Origin of the sequence: Enterococcus sp. DIV0436a (genome assembly GCF_051711605.1) — a bacterium.
GTDB lineage: Bacteria > Bacillota > Bacilli > Lactobacillales > Enterococcaceae > Enterococcus_B > Enterococcus_B faecium.
This window is the reverse complement of record NZ_JBIONA010000001.1, coordinates 385,703-402,997: the sequence shown is the minus strand read 5'-3', so window position 1 is coordinate 402,997 and position 17,295 is coordinate 385,703. Positions and strand designations below refer to the sequence as shown.

Here is a 17,295-nt window from a genome sequence, read left to right as displayed (position 1 = left end):
TTTCTTTTGTCTATTGACTTGTGCAATCGGTTGCGTTTATTATGAACGTATAAAACAGCTCATTAGGAGGAGAAAAATGAAACAGATCAAACGACTATTTGCTATTGATCCATGGAAAATCAGCACGACACAATTAGATAAAAAAAATCTTCGACTGCAAGAATCTTTAACAAGTATTGGAAACGGTTATATGGGGATGCGCGGGAACTTTGAAGAAACTTACTCAGGGGACCACCATCAAGGTACTTATTTGGCGGGTGTCTGGTATCCCGATAAGACACGTGTCGGCTGGTGGAAAAATGGTTATCCAGAATACTTTGGAAAAGTGATCAACGCCTTGAACTTTATCGCGATAGATATTTCGATCAACGATCAGCTGATCGACTTGGCTTCTTTGGAACCAGAAGACTTTTACTGGGAATTAGATATGAAAAATGGTGTATTATCTCGTACATTCACAATCACTACTTCTACTAATAAAGTACGCATTTCCTTCGAACGTTTTCTGAGCATTGTCAAAAAAGAATCAGCTTATATCTATTTAACTATAGAAATGCTTGAAGGTAGCGGAACAGTCAAACTCGTATCAAAATTGGATGGAAATGTTCAAAACGAAGACAGCAACTATGATGAACATTTTTGGAATGAGATTGATCGTGGAACTATAGAAGAAATCGGCTATTTGACGACTAAAACTATTCCAAACAACTTTGGGATTGAACAATTTACTGTTACTGCAGCAATGCGCCATTTCGTTAATGGAAAATCAGTCATCCCTGACTATCACGAAGATACTTTAGCATTACATGGTTGCTTGTCTGCAGAATTATCTCAAGGTGAGACATGGTCAGTGGAAAAAGAAATTATCGTTCTTACTAGTAGAGATATTCCAGAAGCGCAGCAAGCAGAAAAAGCTGTCTCAGAATTAACGAACCAGACAAACAATTATATCCAAGCAAAAGAAGAGCAAACAGTGGCTTGGGCAGAACGATGGAAGCTTGCCGATGTGGTCATCGAAGGAGACGAAGAAGCACAACAAGGTATTCGATTCAATTTGTTCCAACTATTCTCTACTTACTACGGCGAAGATGAACGATTGAATATCGGCCCCAAAGGATTCACAGGAGAAAAATACGGCGGAGCCACTTACTGGGATACAGAAGCGTATGCTGTCCCTCTTTATCTTGCTTTAGCCAAACCTGAAGTAACTAAGAATCTGCTGAAATATCGGCATAATCAACTGCCGCAAGCAATCCACAACGCTCAGCAACAAGGATTAAAAGGCGCGCTTTATCCTATGGTCACCTTCACTGGTGTCGAATGCCATAACGAGTGGGAAATCACATTCGAGGAGATTCACCGAAATGGCGCGATTGCCTATGCAATCTACAATTATACGAATTACACCGGCGATACGGAATATTTGAAAAATGAAGGACTGGAAGTTTTAGCAGAAATCGCACGCTTCTGGGCAGACCGTGTCCATTTTTCAAAACGAGCAAATAAATACATGATCCACGGTGTGACCGGCCCAAACGAATATGAGAACAATATCAATAACAATTGGTATACAAATACGATCGCAGCTTGGGTCTTGCGTTACACGCGAGAAAATTATTTAACTTATCAAAAAGAAGCTGCTATCACTATCAGCGAAGAAGAACTAGCCAAATGGAAAGATATCGCAGAGAACATGTACTTCCCAGTTGACGAAGAATTAGGAATCTTTGTCCAGCATGACACATTCTTAGATAAAGATCTCATGCCTGTATCCGATATTCCCACAAGCGATCTTCCTCTGAATCAGCATTGGTCTTGGGACAAAATCCTTAGATCTTGCTTCATCAAGCAGGCAGATGTACTACAGGGGATTTATTTCTTCAATGATACTTTTACAAAAGAAGAAAAACAAAAAAACTTTGATTTCTATGAACCAATGACTGTCCATGAGTCTTCCCTTTCGCCAAGTATCCATTCGATTTTAGCAGCAGAATTAGGAATGGAAAGCAAAGCTGTAGAAATGTACCAGCGAACAGCTCGCTTGGATTTGGATAATTACAATAACGACACAGAAGACGGCTTGCACATCACTTCCATGACTGGTAGCTGGTTGTCGATTGTCCAAGGATTTGCTCAAATGAAAACTGCCCATGATCAGTTGAGATTCGCACCATTTCTGCCAAAAACTTGGAAAGCTTATTCTTTCCATATCAATTATCGCGGACGTTTATTGTTCATCTCAGTCACAGATGAACAAGTTACTTTCGAGTTATTAGAAGGTTCTCCTCTAGAAATTTACGTCTATGAACAGTCTTATTCTTTAGCGGATCGTCTAGAAATAACGCTAAGAAAGGAGGAAGCAAATGTTTAAAGGGGTATTGTTTGATTTAGACGGTGTCATTACCGATACTGCTGAATTCCATTATCGTGCTTGGCGAAAGCTTGGTCAGGAAATCGGCATTACGATCGATCGTACATTCAACGAACAGCTAAAAGGCGTCAGCCGAGAAGACTCACTCTCTTTGCTTTTAGCTTATGGCGGAAAAGAACACTCTTTTTCAAAGGAAGAATTTGCAGAATTAGCGAAAAGAAAAAACGATTATTATTTAGAGATGATCCAGACGATCGAACCAAAAGATGTCTTCCCCGGGGTCGTGCCTTTACTGGATTCTTTAAAAGAAGAAAAAATCAAGATTGCTCTTGCTTCTGCAAGTAAAAACGGGCCATTCCTACTTGAAAAAATGGGTCTTACACCTTACTTTGATGCTATTGCCGACCCGGCAGAAGCAACAAACGGAAAACCTGCGCCAGATATCTTCCTCCTTGCAGCAAAAGCTGTCGGACTAAAAGCAGAAGAATGTATCGGGATCGAAGACGCGCAAGCCGGTATCCAAGCCATCCTCTCAAGTGGCGCTCAACCAATTGGCGTGGGACGTGCTGAAGACCTTGGAGAGGAGATCCCGCTTGTCCCTGATACGACTTTTCTTACGATCGATTACTTGAAAGAAAAGTGGCATGATCATGGATAATCCAGAAATCTCCGTCGTACCAGTTCCAGAGACTGAAATAAAGAAAATCACATTGAAGAACGACTACTTAGAAGTCGTTCTTCTCAATTACGGTGCCCGCCTGCACCAAATCTTCGCACCAGACAAAGAAGGAAAATCAGAAAATGTTTTATTGTCTTACGATCGTTTCGAAGATGTTCTAACAGACAAAAGCTTTTTTGGAGCAACTGTCGGACCTGTAGCCGGAAGGATCCGGGATGCTTCTTGGGGTGAGCATAGATTGGAGAAAAACTGCGGATCACACCATATCCACGGTGGCACGAAAGGCTGGTCTTTCCAATTTTGGGAAGTAGAAGTTTTCAAAACTCCATCATCAATAGGTGTGGTCTTTTACTTAAAAGATGAATTTTCTACCTATCCAGGACCAATCACTGCTACGATCACTTACCGTTTAACAAAAAACGAATTAGAGATGACAACCTCTGCTAATAGCCTTGTTGAAACCATCTGCAATCCGACCAACCATGCCTACTTCAACCTTTCAGGAAATGGAACAAGAGACATCTATGAACATCAGTTAACGGTCTTTTTAGATGGTGTGCTTGAATTAGATCAAGAAAAACTGCCTACTGGAAATTGGACAAAAAAAGAAGAACTGCCAATCGACTTTAGAAAATCCCCAACACTGCAAGAGATCCTTGCATGTTATCCAGATGGACTAGATGATGTATTTCTTTTGCATCATCCTAGGCTTTCCAAAACTTCCTTACAATTATTCGAGAAGCATTCTGGTCGCCAAATGACTATAGCAACTTCTAATAAAAGTATGGTATTATTTTCTACGACTGGATTCGAAGCTGATTTCTCTGTCAATGGAAAACAGATGCATTCAAACTACGGATTAGCAATCGAACCGCAAGAAATCCCTGATATCGTTCATTTCCCCAAATTTGGATCAATCAACCTCCATCCTGGTCAAGAACGGATCAGTCAGACGATTTATCGGTTCTCTGCACAATAACAAGAGAAAGGTGTTTTTATCATGGCTATTACCGTAAAAGATGTGGCGAAAAAAGCCGGTGTTGCCACCTCGACCGTCTCTCGTGTCATCAACGATCATCCTAGTATTTCCGAGACAACAAAGAAGAAAGTCCGAAAAATTATGGATGAACTAGGTTATGTTCCTAACATGACTGCCCGCAATCTAGGAAAACGCATTTCCAGTGCCATCGGCGTAATCTTACCCCCTCTTGATTCAAAAGAGCGGATCGGTAACCCATTTTATCTTGAGATCATGGAAGCAATCAACGAAGAAGCGCGGAATTATGATATGACTACAGCAATCGCTACTGCTAAAAATTTTGATTTGCTGTTAGAGAACGTCCAGCGTATGCATTTACAAAAACAAGTAGATGGTTTTATTCTAGTGTATTCAGATAGTCAAGATCCTGTCATTGATTATTTATACCAAAACCACATCCCTTTCACTTTGATCGGACAGCCTTATCATCATGAGAACGAAATCGTTTATGTAGATAATGATAACCAGCTTCTAGGTAAACAAGCAACAGAATTTTTGATCCAGAATGGACATAAGAATATCCTGTTTGTGACAAACACGACTCATGAAAGTTTGTATTTCGAACGATATTTCGGTTATCAAAAAGCAATGATGATGGCTGGTCTTCCTGCGTTATCCAGTGTAGTACTAGAGCATCCGGAAGATTATCTGTCCTTTGAGAAAACGTTGAAAGAAAACGAAGCCACAGCATTGGTGGTCATTGACGATATCTTCGCCCTTCGCACGATGCAGTTGGCGCAAATGTACGGCTATGTCATTCCAGAGACACTCTCCGTCATTAGCTTCAACAACTCGATCTTCTCAACATTAACACACCCTTACCTTACAAGTATCGATATCGATATCTCCGAATTAGGACGTGTCGCTATGCAAAAGCTGCGCGAATTGATCCATGAAGAATTGAGCAGTGGCGTACGTTTGGTCATCCCTCATCGCTTGATCAAAAGAGAGACAATCGTTCCTTTAGAAAACCCATACTAAATAGCTGACTCACTAAATACGCTGACCATTTATCCTATGGTCAGCTTTTTATGTAAAAGAAGATACTACTTCTAACACATTGTTTATCTGTAAAAAAGAGCGTGGGACAAAAGTAAAGAACACTTTTGTCCCACGCTCTAAACACGTATAAACGGCGGAAGCAGAAGCAACTCCTTCGGAAATAAGCTGAAATTCACAAAAATTTAAAAAGCAATTTTCTTGAGTTTCTTCTTATTTCTTGGAGTTAAACGCTTCTGTCCCAGCCTCTTTTTTCCTTCCTTCAATTTTTTACACGTCGACGATTCAATAAAAAACCGCCTAATATTGTAAAGACAGGTGCAAGAATCGAGAAAAAGGCGAATGGCAAGTAATGCAACGCGCTAACTTTCATCGTTCCCATAATGAATGTGCCGCTGACTCCCCACGGTACGAGAGAATTGACGGTCGCACCTGAATCCGCTAGTGTTCGTGTCAAATAGGTTTTTGATAAGCCAACGTCATCAAAAGAACGCTTGAATGTTTCTCCTGGAAGAATGATGGACAGATACTGTTCTCCAACGATCAGATTGATTCCGATACAGCTCAAGGCAGTAAACCCGACTAAACGAGAAGGTCGGTCCATCTTTTCTTTTAATTCTTGAACGATGGTATCAACGATCAGATATTTGATCAGTAACCCACCTAATGCCAATGCAAGTAAAATCAAACTAGCAGAACCTAACATACTCATGATCCCGCCTCGAGAAAGCAGTTCATCTAGCTTTGGATCAGGTGTATTTGCGACATAACCATTCATCAAGATGTCTGCTGCTTTTCCGACCGTCAAACTTTTCTCATGGATAAAAGAAAGAACGAGAGCAGCTGTTGATCCCGCTAGTAATGTAGGGATAGCCGGAATTTTTTTGATTGCCCCCCCAAATAAAATAACTAGTGGAATCAATGTCCAAGGAGAGATCCAAAAGCTCGCTTTCATGTTTTGGATCATTTCATTGATACTAGCTAGATCGGCTGAATGACTGTTATGTCCTAATATCGTATAAAAAATCAACGAAAGGACGAATGCTGGGAAATCCGTATAACGCATACCAGCGATATGTTCGAATAGATTAACTCCTCCAATACCCGCTGCCAAGTTGGTCGTATCTGATAAAGGCGAGCAGTTATTCCCTAAAAAGGCACCGGAAACGACTGCGCCTGTAGTCATTGCATCATTGAATCCAAGTAAATGACCGATCCCCAAAAAAGCAATTCCAATCGTCGAAATCGTTGTAAATGAACTGCCGACAGTCACTCCGACAATTGCACAAACAAGAAATGCTGTCGGTAAAAAGAAACGCACAGAAACAAGTTTAAATCCATAAACCATAATCGTAGGGATGGTTCCAGATAAAATCCATGAAGCAACTAAGACACCAATCAAAAGAAAAATCAGGATTGGAATGATCCCTGGAGTGATTCCTTTGATGATCCCGTCATGGATCTCATCCCATGTGAACTTTTTAAATCTGCCATAAAACAACAAACACATGAAAGCTGCAAGGATCGGGATATGTGGCGAGAGCTGGAATCCGATGATCAGTACTCCTAGGAGTGCCAACAACACGATCAATACAGCGATACTTTCTTTTAAAGAAATATTTTTATTCATCGTCGATCTCCTATTTCAAATGAAAAGGCCCTGCCATGAAAAAACTATTCACTTGGCAGGACCTCCTACTAAATCAGCGACAAAACGTCGGCTGAAAGACTTATTTTTTTATTTTTCTTCTAAACTTTTTTCTACCTCAATCCCCCAAGAATCTTTCTTGAAGTGATTGATGATCAATGGAATAACGAACATGACCACTGTGATAGCTGCTACTAATAATGCATCACTCAATGTCGCTGTACCTAATGTAGCAAATACGACAACGATGATAGAGAAGATCAGCATGCAGCTGACTACCCAAGCTAAGCCGTTTCCGTTTTTACCAATTCGGTAAGGACGTTCGAATTCTGGATGTTTCTTACGCATTTTAAGCAATGAAACAGCAATCAAAATGTACACGATACAATAAATAACAGTTGTAGCATTTGTAAGTGTCAAGAATACAGCACTTACGTCATCCATTACACCATAAAGCAAAGCAAATAATGAAATAACGATTGATTGTGTTAGAACGACATTTCTAGATACGCCGTATTTGTTTTCTTTATGGAATCCGAATTTTGGTGGAAGGAATCCTTCACGAGCTACTTGGATGATTGTTTTTGATGGTCCAGTAACCCAAGCTGATAATTGTAAAAGCACACCAATAAATACCATGAAGCTGAAGATATTTCCGATCACTTCTGGTAAGCCTAGGATTTGACAGTCAATCAAGATAGGCTGCGTGATATTTGCTAATTCCATTTTTCCATCTGGTACGACATTTGCTACAAGCATCGCATTGATGACATTCAATAAAACTAATCCGATCAAAGCGATAAATACGCCTTTTGTATAATTTTTTGTTGCGTCTTTCAAACGAGGCATGTAAACAGAACTCATTTCGATCCCAACAAAAATAAATGTGATACCAGCTAAGTATTTCAATGAATCAATATGTTCCAAGTCAGGGAAAGCTTTTGACCATGAAAAGTCACCTAGATAGCCGTTTGAGACTAGTCCGACTTTGAAGGCTGCCAAAACACCTAAAACGAACATGATGACTACTGGGATATATACCCCTAGCCATACACCGATGTTCCCGCCGACTTTTGCCATATCGAATTTCAAGTTCAAGATCGTGATGATCCAGTAGATAACTAAAATACAACCTAAAACGAACCAGTGATTATTGCCAAGTTCTACATTACCAAATGTGTTTCCTAACAATGGTCCTAAAGTAGAAGCGACCATTACCATACCTGGGAACATTTGCACCCATAATAGCCATGCAACGACAAATCCCCATTTGCTGCCCAGTGCTGTTTTTACCCATAACTGAGGACCGCCTTCTTGAGGAAGCATCGTGGAAAGCTCACCGGAAACCATTGATATCGGACCGGCAAAAAACAAAACTGCAAAAATTGAATAAAAAATCAATGTCCAACCGACTGCGGCTAACGTAGGAATACTCCGAACCGTTGCACACAGTGCCATTGTCAGACCGATAAAGGTCCCAAGACCCATTTTACTTACTTCAGATTTACTCACCGTTGACACTCTCCTTGATTTTTTGGATAAAATAACGGTGTCTTTGAAGTAGTTTCAGCAATAAACGAAACAATTCAGCGAATATTTGAGGGGATTCTTTGAGTCTATTGCTTGAAGGGTTTCTTCAAAGACAACCTCAAAACAAAGGGATCGAAGAGCTTAGGTCTCCCCTTGCTCTTCAGATCCAAACATGCGTCAGAAACAGTTAGTATTCAAGCTGTTTTCTAACATGATTACCTTGCTTATTTTGCTTCGCTTGCCAATAATTGGTCTGCGTAGATTTTTTCCAATTTTTCTTGAAGAGCTGCTTTGATTTTTTCAGCATATTCTTCAAAGTGTTCTTCTTTGTTCATGTATGGTGTCATTACGCTGGCACGCAATACAGTTACTTTTCCGGCACGGTTCCATTCTTCATCTGAGAATCCTAGTTGGTTCACAAATTGTAATGGGCTGTTGCCATAGTCTGGGATAGCAAAGTCAGTATGTGAAGTTAAGAACTCATTACCGTAAATGCTTCCTTTCACGTATGAAGAATAATCATATACGTCATGGTTCAATTTATTCATTGCAACTAAGTCATCGTTGCCTTTTTCTTTGAATACATAGTCTACCATATTGAAATCTGGATAAGTTAATGGATGAACTTCGATTTCTTTGTCTCCTACTTTAAATGACAAGTCATTCAAGAAGTTGTAGAAACGATGTGCACCTTCGATTGATGCACCCATTAATTTACCATATCCTGTGACATTCAAAGGTAAGACATGGTGTGCTGCCCAAACGCTGGCTGCTGTTGCCCCTGCTTTTGAACCTTCCAAGATATAAGCCCCAAGTAACGCTGGGATATCTGCGCCTTTTTCAAATACATATGTCGCAAAGTAAGAGATAACGTCTCTCATGCGGATATCTTTGATGACGATACCACCGGCAGAATATGGAACATAGCCCATTTTATGTGGGTCGATCGTTACAGATTCTGCTTCTTCGATTGCTTTATATGCACTGTGTACTTCTTCTAAGATATAATCTTTGTTTTCTGTAAAGACATTGTATTTGTAATGAACATCTTTTAAATCTTCAAATGGAATGAAGTTGTTGTCTTCGTCTAAGAAAATCGCACGGCCGTATCCGCCATAAGCAGCATCTACGTGTAAGTAGAAGTAAATACCGTCTTTTTCTAATACGCGACGCAATGCAACGATTTTATCGATACCGTCGATTGCTCCTTCTTCTGTTGATCCTACAACACCGACTACACCTAGGATTGGTGTTTTTTCAGCTGCTAGACCACGAACGATTTTTTCAAGTTCGTTGATGTCCATGCGATAGTTGTGGTCAACTGGCACTGGAATCACTTGGTCTAAACCGATACCGATGATGTCGGCAGCTTTTAGCCATGAATAGTGTTTAGTTTGTGGAACCAACCATTTTCCTAATTTTTCTAAATGTTTTCCGCTACGTGCTGAGTGAGCTTTGATTTCGTCGATTTTTTCTGGGACGCTGTCTAACAGATTCATGATTTCTTCTGTTGACAAGTTCATTAATTCCCAATCGCTTTTTCCAGCAACTAGTTCAGGTGTCACTTCTTTCATTGCAAGCGGCAATGATTTGATGTTGCGGGCATACCAAAGTCCTTCTAAGTTTGCTAAAGAACCATCAGCAACGATGTGGCCCCAGCCATCTTTATAGCTCATTAATTTTGCAAATTCCATTCCTACTTCTTCTTCCATTTGGCTTGTTGCAGGAGAAGATTCATAGGCAACGTTATTACCATTCCATAGCATAGCAAAATTGTACGCTAGTAAAGATGGCATCAATGTTTCAGAGTTCATATGACCCCAGTAACGTCCGGCATTATGCCAAGGAACGGAATGGGTACGCATCCGCGCTGAAATTTCTGATAGAACATCCTTTGTTTTATTCACAGTGTGTTCAAAACTAGCACTGCTTTTTTCTTCTGGCGTAATAATAGGCATGTCTTGAGGCATGTAATTTTGACGCCAGCCTAAATGTTCATCCACCAATTCATTCAACAAAGCTTTATAGATTTGGCCGTTCTCAGCTTTGTCCCCAATGAATAGGGCATTTAGGTTTAGATCTTTCGACAATGATTCACTCATAGTGAAACCCTCCTAAAAAAATATTTAAATTTTGTCGAGCCCTACATTACACCTGTTCTTCTATTCTGTAAACTAAGTTTTGGCCTGCTTTTTAATCATATTTTAATATGTATCAATTATCCGAATTGTTCACACTTTTGAAATAATTAAAAAAACGAGGGAATTTACAAATGTAAACTCCCTCGCAAAGATTGTATTAACGACAACCAGCGTTCTATTTTAGGATGGGTTTCAAAATTGGAATGTTGTAATAGTATTTCCCTTTTTCAAGGTAAAAACTTACTAAATTCTAATCAATTACTTTGGCCAAAAAGTAATTTTTCTTACCTTTTCGAATAACCACAAACTTACCATCGAATTCATCGGATGGATTTATGACAAAATTTAAATCGGTAACGCGGTCACCGTTAATACTTATAGCTCCGTTTGAAACATCTTCACGTGCTTGACGTTTAGATGGTTCAATTTTTGTGGAAACAAGCAGTTCCACGATATTTTCAGGTGTGCTTGAAATTTCAACGTTCGGCATTTTACCGAATCCTTGCGCGATTTCTTCCGCATTTAGTTCTTTAATATTTCCAGAGAACAATGCTTGCGTTATTTTTTGCGCTTCTTTCAAGTCTTCTTCACTATGCACAAATCTTGTAACTTCTTCTGCCAAACGGCGTTGTGCTTCACGTTTCTCAGGTTCTGTCTCTACTTTTTTCGCTAAGTCTTCGATTTCTTCTTGAGACAAGAAAGTAAAGAATTTCAAGTATTTCACTACATCGCGATCATCTTGATTCAACCAGAATTGGTAGAACTCAAATGGTGAAGTTTTCTTCGGATCAAGCCAAACGGCACCGCCTGCAGTTTTTCCGAATTTCGTTCCATCAGCCTTCAGCATCAATGGGATCGTTAAACCGAACGCTTCAGCTTCTGGTCCTTCTAATTTTCGGATTAGGTCTAATCCAGCTGTGATATTTCCCCATTGGTCTGCTCCACCGATTTGCAATTGCACATCGTATGTTTTATGCAGATGCAAAAAGTCGATAGATTGCAGGATTTGGTAAGTAAACTCTGTAAATGAGATTCCTACTTCCAAACGGCTGGCAACGATATCTTTTGCTAACATCGTGTTGATGTTGAAGTTTTTACCGTAGTCTCTCAAAAATTCAAGTAAAGAGATTTTTGACAACCAGTCGTAGTTGTTCACAAATGTGATATTTGCATCTTTACCAAACAATTTTCTCATTTGATTGGAAAGTGCGTCCACGTTATGTTGCACTTGTTCCATCGTTTGCAACACACGTTCTGTTTTGCGGCCGCTTGGGTCGCCGATCGTTCCTGTTCCGCCGCCAATCAGAATATATGGATGATGGCCTGCCAATTGGAATCTTTTCATCATCATAAATGGAATCAAATGTCCGATATGCATCGAATCACCAGTTGGATCAACGCCGCAATAAAGTGAAATGCTCTTTTCTTCAACGAGCTCGCGAAGTCTTTCTTCGTTTGTTTGCTGATTAATGGCGTCGCGCCAAGTTAATTCATCAATAATATTCATTTTACTGACCTCCGTGTAGTTTTTTTATGAAAGCAGGAACCTGCTAGCATGTGTAATTAATTATTTCTTCAGGATAGGATAGGAAATAAAAAAAGTCCCTTGGCATATAAGCCAAGGGACGAAATCTCGCGGTACCACCCAATTTGTATGTCTAGATATCCAACATACCTCTCGAACATTTAACGCTGTCGCGTGGCAATCACTGCCAAAGACTCCTGAAATGTAATTCGCTTTAAAGCATGTACTGGTTTGCAGCGACCACCAGCTTTCTGAAACATTGGCTTTAACAACTACTTCGTTTCGATCTTCGTCTTGTTATTATTAATATGTGTCTATCATAGAGCGCAACTTTTTCTTTGTCAACAGAAAAAGGATATTTTTTTTAAATTCCTCATTTTTTCTTTTTTGAATCCGCTCTAATTCCGAACATTTTATTTTCAATTATTGTTAAAAGAAATAACTTTTTCTGTATTTTTTCTGCAATTTATCGAGAAGTCACTTTACTTTGCCTCTTATTCTTTCTTCGTTACAATAAGGAATGGGACAAGTAAAAAAATGAAAAAGCAAGGGACGAGGTATATGGAAAAAAAGCAAAAAATTATTTTAGGAGCCACTTCTGCTTTAACTATCGTTATTTTAATTCTAAGTTTGTTTTTTGTCATCCGATCATCTACAAAAAAAGAACCAATCATTCCTGAAAAAAAAATAACAGAAAAAGCAAAAGAACCGACAGATGATAAGCAACAACTAGTTACTCAAGCAAAAAATCTGGCTCAAAGCTACGATTATGACCAAGCGATTGCGTTATTGGAAAAAGATAGTAAGAACGGATCTACTGAAACACAACAGCTTCTTCAAACACTAAAAAAGGAGAAAGAACAACTGATCGACTGGTCTGATCCTACTCAGATCTCTCATGTTTTTTTCCATAGCTTGATCGTGGACCCGCAAAAAGCCTTCCACTCTCAACAGGCACAAGGATACAAAGATTATATGGTGACTGTTGAAGAATTCAACCGTTCGATCGAACAACTTTATCAAAATGATTTTGTTTTAGTTAATTTGAATGATTTGATCCAAAAAGACGAACAAGGAAATCTTTCCTTTAACGGGCTTGCGCTACCTGAAGGAAAAAAACCATTGGTTCTTTCACAAGATGATGTCAGCTATTATGAATATATGGATAATTCCGGTTTTCCTAGCCGATTGGTCGTATCAAATAACAATGAAATCAAAAATGTCTATAAAGAGAAAGATAAAGAAGAAATCGGTGACTTTGACATGGTTCCTCTGATCGATGCCTTTGTCAAGAAACATCCTGATTTTTCTTATCGAGGCGCAAAAGGTACCTTGGCCCTGACAGGTTACAACGGAGTTTTAGGTTATCGAACATCAAAATCTCAATATGGAGACAATGAAAAAACAAAAAAAGAGATTAAAGAAGCTAAAAAAGTGGCGGAACAGTTGAAGAAAGACGGCTGGAGCTTTGCTTCCCATACATGGGGTCACTTGAATATGACTCAAGCTTCACTAGAAGATGTAAAAAAAGACAATGAATTGTGGCAGCAAGAAGTTGCACCTATCCTAGGAAAAACAAATATTCTGATTTATCCATTTGGTGCAGACATCAGCGACTGGCAGCCTTATTCAGCAGAAAATCAAAAATTTGCTTACTTGAAGAGTCAAGGTTTCGATATTTTCTGTAATGTCGATGCTTCTACACCAGCTTGGGGACAATTAGGTACCGATTTCTATCGAAATGCTCGGATCAATATCGATGGCATTCGTTTTCAATCTGATTTAGACGGAAAAAATCCTATTCTTGATCCATTCATCAATGTCCATGATGTCTATGACAAAGAAGCACGCGAATCTGCTTGATTTTACGTCATTTATGAACCAAAAAAGCCGAACTGACATTTTATCGTCAGTTTCGGCTTTTTTATGCTTTATTTCTTCTTCGGTGCGATTCCCTTGATCAGGACTTCTGTCCATTCTGCTGTATATGGAAGCAGTTTTGCGTATATCTCCGGCTTAGAAATTCCTTCTACCATTGCTTGAAAATAGAGGATCAAGAACTCATCCGAATATTTCAAATCCACTTTTCCTTCTTTCCGCCCTCGATGGAAAAGATCAAGCATGATACTGAAACTTTCTTGCGTATACGCATCCATCGCGTCAGAAAATTCTTTTTTTTCTTTTTTTGTATAGTATGTCATCAAATCGATATAAAATTGTTTGTTTACTCGATTGAGATAACGGATTTTGTTTTCACTCATGGCAATCAGTGTTTCTTCAAATGGAAGATTTTCCGCAATCAACGCTTTCGCTTCTTGCCCTAAATCATTCATAAATGCAAAAAATACTTCATAAATCAGCCCTTCCTTGCTGCCAAAATATTTAAAAATCGTCGCTTTACTTACCTGAGCGTTCTCAGCTACCTTATCCATTGTCACTCCAGCGGTTCCTATGTCTGTGTTCATCAAGTCAAAAGCTGCTTGTAAAATCTCTTTCTTTTTCTCTTGTGCTCTCTTTTCAAAACCGTTCATTTGTAGAGCCTCCCGTAATTTTAAACTTTTATAATATATATAGTTCAAATTTATTCTGAGGTTTATTATAACTATCTATTGAGAAAGTATCAAGCTAGCAATTCCTTGTTTATGAATTCATTGACAGAAATTTATAAAAAGAATATTATGTACTAAAATAATAAGAAAAGTTTTATAAAAAGGTATAAAACCATTTTATTAAACTATTTAATCTTGTTTAGTATATATTTTTAGAAAAAGGAGTGGGGTTTTTATGGCAGAAATCGTCAAAGTCACACATTTGAAAAAGAGCTTTGGTCGTTTCGAAGCTTTAAAAGATGTCTCTTTCACCGTACATTCAGGTGAAGTCGTTGGATTTATCGGACCAAATGGTTCTGGAAAATCCACGACGATTCGGACACTTTTAGGGATTATAAAAAAAGACGGCGGAACGGCAACGATTTTTGGGCAAGATGTATGGGAAGATAGTTTATCTATCCATGAACGTCTTTCTTATGTTCCAGGCGATATCTCTTTGTGGGGAAATTTGACTGGAGGAGCGATCATCGATCTCTTCATGAAGCTTCATGGAAAAGGGAATGCTCAAAAAAAAGATGAACTGATTCAACGTTTCTCTCTTGATCCTAAGAAAAAAGCAAAAAACTATTCAAAAGGAAATCGCCAAAAAGTGGGCTTGATTGCTGCTTTGGCTGTTGATTCGGATCTCTATTTATTTGATGAGCCTACTTCTGGTTTAGATCCTTTGATGGAAACGATTTTCCAAGAAGAAGTTGAAAAATTGAAAGAACAGGGCAAATCCATCCTACTTTCTTCTCATATTCTCAGTGAAGTTGAGCGACTAGCGGATAAAGTCGTGATCATACGCGAAGGAACAGTCGTAGAAGAAGGAACACTCGATGAATTGCGTCATTTGACTCGTTCGACCATCACTATAGAAACAGAAGCAGAGAATAGTCACTTAGCACAATTGAACGGTGTCCATGACTTTGTGCAAAAAGGTCACCTCGCTCAATTTGCTGCTGATAACGAAGCTTTCGATGTGATTTTAGCTGAAGCGTCCAAATTAGGTGTGAAAAAATTTGAATCTATTCCACCGACTCTTGAGGATTTATTCATGAGACATTATGAAGGATGAGGAGGAAGCGAAATGACTGATAAATTTTCACGCTGGTCCACCCTTTTTTCTCAAAACCTTAGCCGTGACTGGAAAAAGATCCTGATATGGCTAGTCGGTGTCACTGCTTTTTCTGGTGGTTTTGTCCCTGCGTTTGAAGAATTGACTTCCGGACAAGGATTAGCTGGATTATACGAAACCTTGCAAAACCCGGCAATGATTGCAATGGTCGGACCAACTCCAGCTTCGAATGCTGCTGAGTATACTTTAGGAGCGATGTATGCAAATGAAATGTTGCTTTTTTGCAGTTTGTTTGCTGCTGTGATCTCTGTTTTACACGTGGTGAGCCAAACGAGAAAAAAAGAAGAACTTGGTCTGATTGAACTTATTCGTTCCTTTCGAGTCGGACGTCAAGCAAACTCTTTAGCTGTCATCGCTGAAAGTATTCTGATCAATTTGCTTTTAGCAATATCGATCAGCTGTACGATGATTTTTTTCCAAGCAGATTCGATCACTGCAGAAGGTGCTTGGCTTTTTGGGCTATCTGTAGGTAGTATGGGGATTTTGGGGAGTGCCGTTGCACTGTTTGCTGCACAACTGATGCCAAGTTCAGCCAGTTCGAATGGTCTGTCTTTAGCGTTTTTAGGTGGACTTTACCTTCTACGAGCAATAACAGATGTAGCTGATTCCTCCCTTTCGATGTGGAATCCTTTAGGCTGGTCTTATTTGACCTATCCATTTACAACTAACAACTGGATTCCTTTGCTTTATTTGTTTTTGTTCAGTCTAATCTTGATAATCAGTTCATTTGTTTTAGAGGAACATCGAGACTTGAACACCGGCTATATCCCCGAACGTGAAGGAAAACCGTATGCTAAACGTTCTCTTTTATCCTTGCGTGGTTTATTATTCTATCTAAATAAAGGGATGACAATCAGTTGGCTTATCACTTTTGGTTTGATGGGGGCGGCATACGGCTCTATCTACGGGAATATGCAACAGTTTTTAGAAAGTAACGACTTAATGAAACAGATGTTTATCCAATCTGGCGTCTCAATTGAAAAAAACTTTACAAGCACGATCATGGTCGTCTTGATTTGTCTAGCTGCTATTTTACCAATTGCTAGCATCAATCGTTTATTTACAGAAGAAACCCACGGACGTATGAATCAGCTGTTCGCAACAAAAATTTCTAGGAACCAACTTTATTGGACCAATATGTTACTAGCTATTCTATTTGCTATATTGGCAATCCTGATTAGTTCTGGTGCACTAGGGCTTTCTGCTTTGGCTTCGATGAAGGATGCGAAAGACATGGATCTATTGATGTTTCTTAAAGCCGGGTTCAATTTCCTGCCTGCCGTTTTAGTGTTTATCGGAATTAGTGGCTTTCTATTCGGATGGCTTCCTCGAATGGGTAAACTTGCTTATATCTACTTAGCTTACTCCTTTGCACTCAATTACTTTGGCGGAATTTTGGATTTACCAGAATGGTTTTCCAAAACAGCTGTCCCTAGCTGGGTTCCACGGATGCCAAACGATTCTTTTGATCTTTCCGTGTTCCTTATGTTATCATGTATCAGCCTTGCACTGTTCGTTCTTGGTTCTATTGGTTATAGGCGAAGAGACTTACTAGAAGGATAATAAAAAAGCATGTACAATTTCATGCTAGCCTCCAAATCTGGGTCAAAAATCCAACATTTGGAGGTCATTTTTTT

General features: G+C 39.2%; 12 protein-coding genes and 1 other annotated feature. Of the genes, 7 read left to right on the top strand and 5 right to left on the bottom strand.

Annotated features, from left to right (window positions below; all coding sequences use genetic code 11):
• The first annotated feature begins 76 nt into the window (after nt 1-76).
• Genes IGL15_RS01895 through IGL15_RS01880 form a run of 4 tightly spaced genes read left to right on the top strand, consistent with a single transcriptional unit; the run spans nt 77 to nt 5,070 of the window.
• The gene (locus IGL15_RS01895) at nt 77-2,371 is read left to right on the top strand and encodes a glycoside hydrolase family 65 protein (protein ID WP_104765258.1); all 2,295 of its coding nucleotides are present in this window, start codon (nt 77-79) and stop codon (nt 2,369-2,371) included.
• Nucleotides 2,364-3,029, top strand: coding sequence for a beta-phosphoglucomutase (gene pgmB / locus IGL15_RS01890; RefSeq protein ID WP_002307916.1), 666 nt, complete (start codon nt 2,364-2,366; stop codon nt 3,027-3,029). Before IGL15_RS01895 ends, pgmB begins: the two co-directional genes overlap by 8 nt.
• Nucleotides 3,022-4,029, top strand: a complete 1,008-nt coding sequence (locus IGL15_RS01885; RefSeq protein WP_104765257.1) for an aldose epimerase family protein — start codon at nt 3,022-3,024, stop codon at nt 4,027-4,029. The genes pgmB and IGL15_RS01885 overlap by 8 nt, the downstream gene beginning before the upstream one ends.
• 21 nt (nt 4,030-4,050) lie before the next feature.
• The gene (locus IGL15_RS01880; RefSeq protein ID WP_104765256.1) at nt 4,051-5,070 is read left to right on the top strand and encodes a LacI family DNA-binding transcriptional regulator; all 1,020 of its coding nucleotides are present in this window, start codon (nt 4,051-4,053) and stop codon (nt 5,068-5,070) included.
• Nucleotides 5,071-5,350: 280 nt separating this feature from the next.
• On the opposite strand, the gene nhaC is transcribed toward IGL15_RS01880, so the two are convergent.
• The 4 genes from nhaC to tyrS form a co-directional block, all read right to left on the bottom strand.
• Entirely contained in the window at nt 5,351-6,718 is a 1,368-nt protein-coding gene (gene nhaC / locus IGL15_RS01875; RefSeq protein WP_002286385.1) for a Na+/H+ antiporter NhaC, read from the bottom strand.
• Between the two features lie 108 nt (nt 6,719-6,826).
• Complete coding sequence (gene tyrP / locus IGL15_RS01870; RefSeq protein ID WP_002316652.1) at nt 6,827-8,224, bottom strand: tyrosine-tyramine antiporter; 1,398 nt, start codon at nt 8,222-8,224, stop codon at nt 6,827-6,829.
• 266 nt (nt 8,225-8,490) lie between these two features.
• Entirely contained in the window at nt 8,491-10,368 is a 1,878-nt protein-coding gene (tdc, locus tag IGL15_RS01865; RefSeq protein WP_002286400.1) for a tyrosine decarboxylase, read from the bottom strand.
• A gap of 289 nt (nt 10,369-10,657) precedes the next feature.
• A complete protein-coding gene (gene tyrS / locus IGL15_RS01860; RefSeq protein WP_002286405.1) occupies nt 10,658-11,914 on the bottom strand; it encodes a tyrosine--tRNA ligase in 1,257 nt (418 codons plus the stop codon).
• A gap of 111 nt (nt 11,915-12,025) precedes the next feature.
• Nucleotides 12,026-12,231, bottom strand: a binding site (T-box leader).
• Between the two features lie 262 nt (nt 12,232-12,493).
• Between tyrS and IGL15_RS01855 the strand changes: the two genes are divergently transcribed.
• Nucleotides 12,494-13,795 carry a polysaccharide deacetylase family protein gene (locus IGL15_RS01855; RefSeq protein WP_002296829.1) on the top strand — a complete coding sequence of 434 codons (1,302 nt, stop codon included), beginning with the start codon at nt 12,494-12,496 and terminating at the stop codon, nt 13,793-13,795.
• A gap of 68 nt (nt 13,796-13,863) precedes the next feature.
• Here the strand turns inward: IGL15_RS01855 and IGL15_RS01850 are convergent, their stop codons facing one another.
• Nucleotides 13,864-14,463, bottom strand: coding sequence for a TetR/AcrR family transcriptional regulator (locus IGL15_RS01850; protein WP_002294634.1), 600 nt, complete (start codon nt 14,461-14,463; stop codon nt 13,864-13,866).
• A 253-nt stretch (nt 14,464-14,716) separates the two neighbouring features.
• Between IGL15_RS01850 and IGL15_RS01845 the strand changes: the two genes are divergently transcribed.
• Both IGL15_RS01845 and IGL15_RS01840 read left to right on the top strand, forming a co-directional pair.
• Nucleotides 14,717-15,598 (top strand): ABC transporter ATP-binding protein, encoded by an 882-nt coding sequence (locus IGL15_RS01845; protein ID WP_002307912.1) that lies wholly within the window; start codon nt 14,717-14,719, stop codon nt 15,596-15,598.
• 12 nt (nt 15,599-15,610) lie between these two features.
• Nucleotides 15,611-17,221, top strand: a complete 1,611-nt coding sequence (locus IGL15_RS01840; protein WP_002331935.1) for an ABC transporter permease — start codon at nt 15,611-15,613, stop codon at nt 17,219-17,221.
• Nucleotides 17,222-17,295: the final 74 nt, after the last annotated feature.

Coding starts and splice junctions, on each gene's coding strand:
- IGL15_RS01895 (WP_104765258.1), top strand. CDS start 77: ATGAAACAGATCAAACGACTATTTGCTATTGATCCATGGAAAATCAGC.
- pgmB (WP_002307916.1), top strand. CDS start 2,364: ATGTTTAAAGGGGTATTGTTTGATTTAGACGGTGTCATTACCGATACT.
- IGL15_RS01885 (WP_104765257.1), top strand. CDS start 3,022: ATGGATAATCCAGAAATCTCCGTCGTACCAGTTCCAGAGACTGAAATA.
- IGL15_RS01880 (WP_104765256.1), top strand. CDS start 4,051: ATGGCTATTACCGTAAAAGATGTGGCGAAAAAAGCCGGTGTTGCCACC.
- nhaC (WP_002286385.1), bottom strand. CDS start 6,718: ATGAATAAAAATATTTCTTTAAAAGAAAGTATCGCTGTATTGATCGTG.
- tyrP (WP_002316652.1), bottom strand. CDS start 8,224: ATGGGTCTTGGGACCTTTATCGGTCTGACAATGGCACTGTGTGCAACG.
- tdc (WP_002286400.1), bottom strand. CDS start 10,368: ATGAGTGAATCATTGTCGAAAGATCTAAACCTAAATGCCCTATTCATT.
- tyrS (WP_002286405.1), bottom strand. CDS start 11,914: ATGAATATTATTGATGAATTAACTTGGCGCGACGCCATTAATCAGCAA.
- IGL15_RS01855 (WP_002296829.1), top strand. CDS start 12,494: ATGGAAAAAAAGCAAAAAATTATTTTAGGAGCCACTTCTGCTTTAACT.
- IGL15_RS01850 (WP_002294634.1), bottom strand. CDS start 14,463: ATGAACGGTTTTGAAAAGAGAGCACAAGAGAAAAAGAAAGAGATTTTA.
- IGL15_RS01845 (WP_002307912.1), top strand. CDS start 14,717: ATGGCAGAAATCGTCAAAGTCACACATTTGAAAAAGAGCTTTGGTCGT.
- IGL15_RS01840 (WP_002331935.1), top strand. CDS start 15,611: ATGACTGATAAATTTTCACGCTGGTCCACCCTTTTTTCTCAAAACCTT.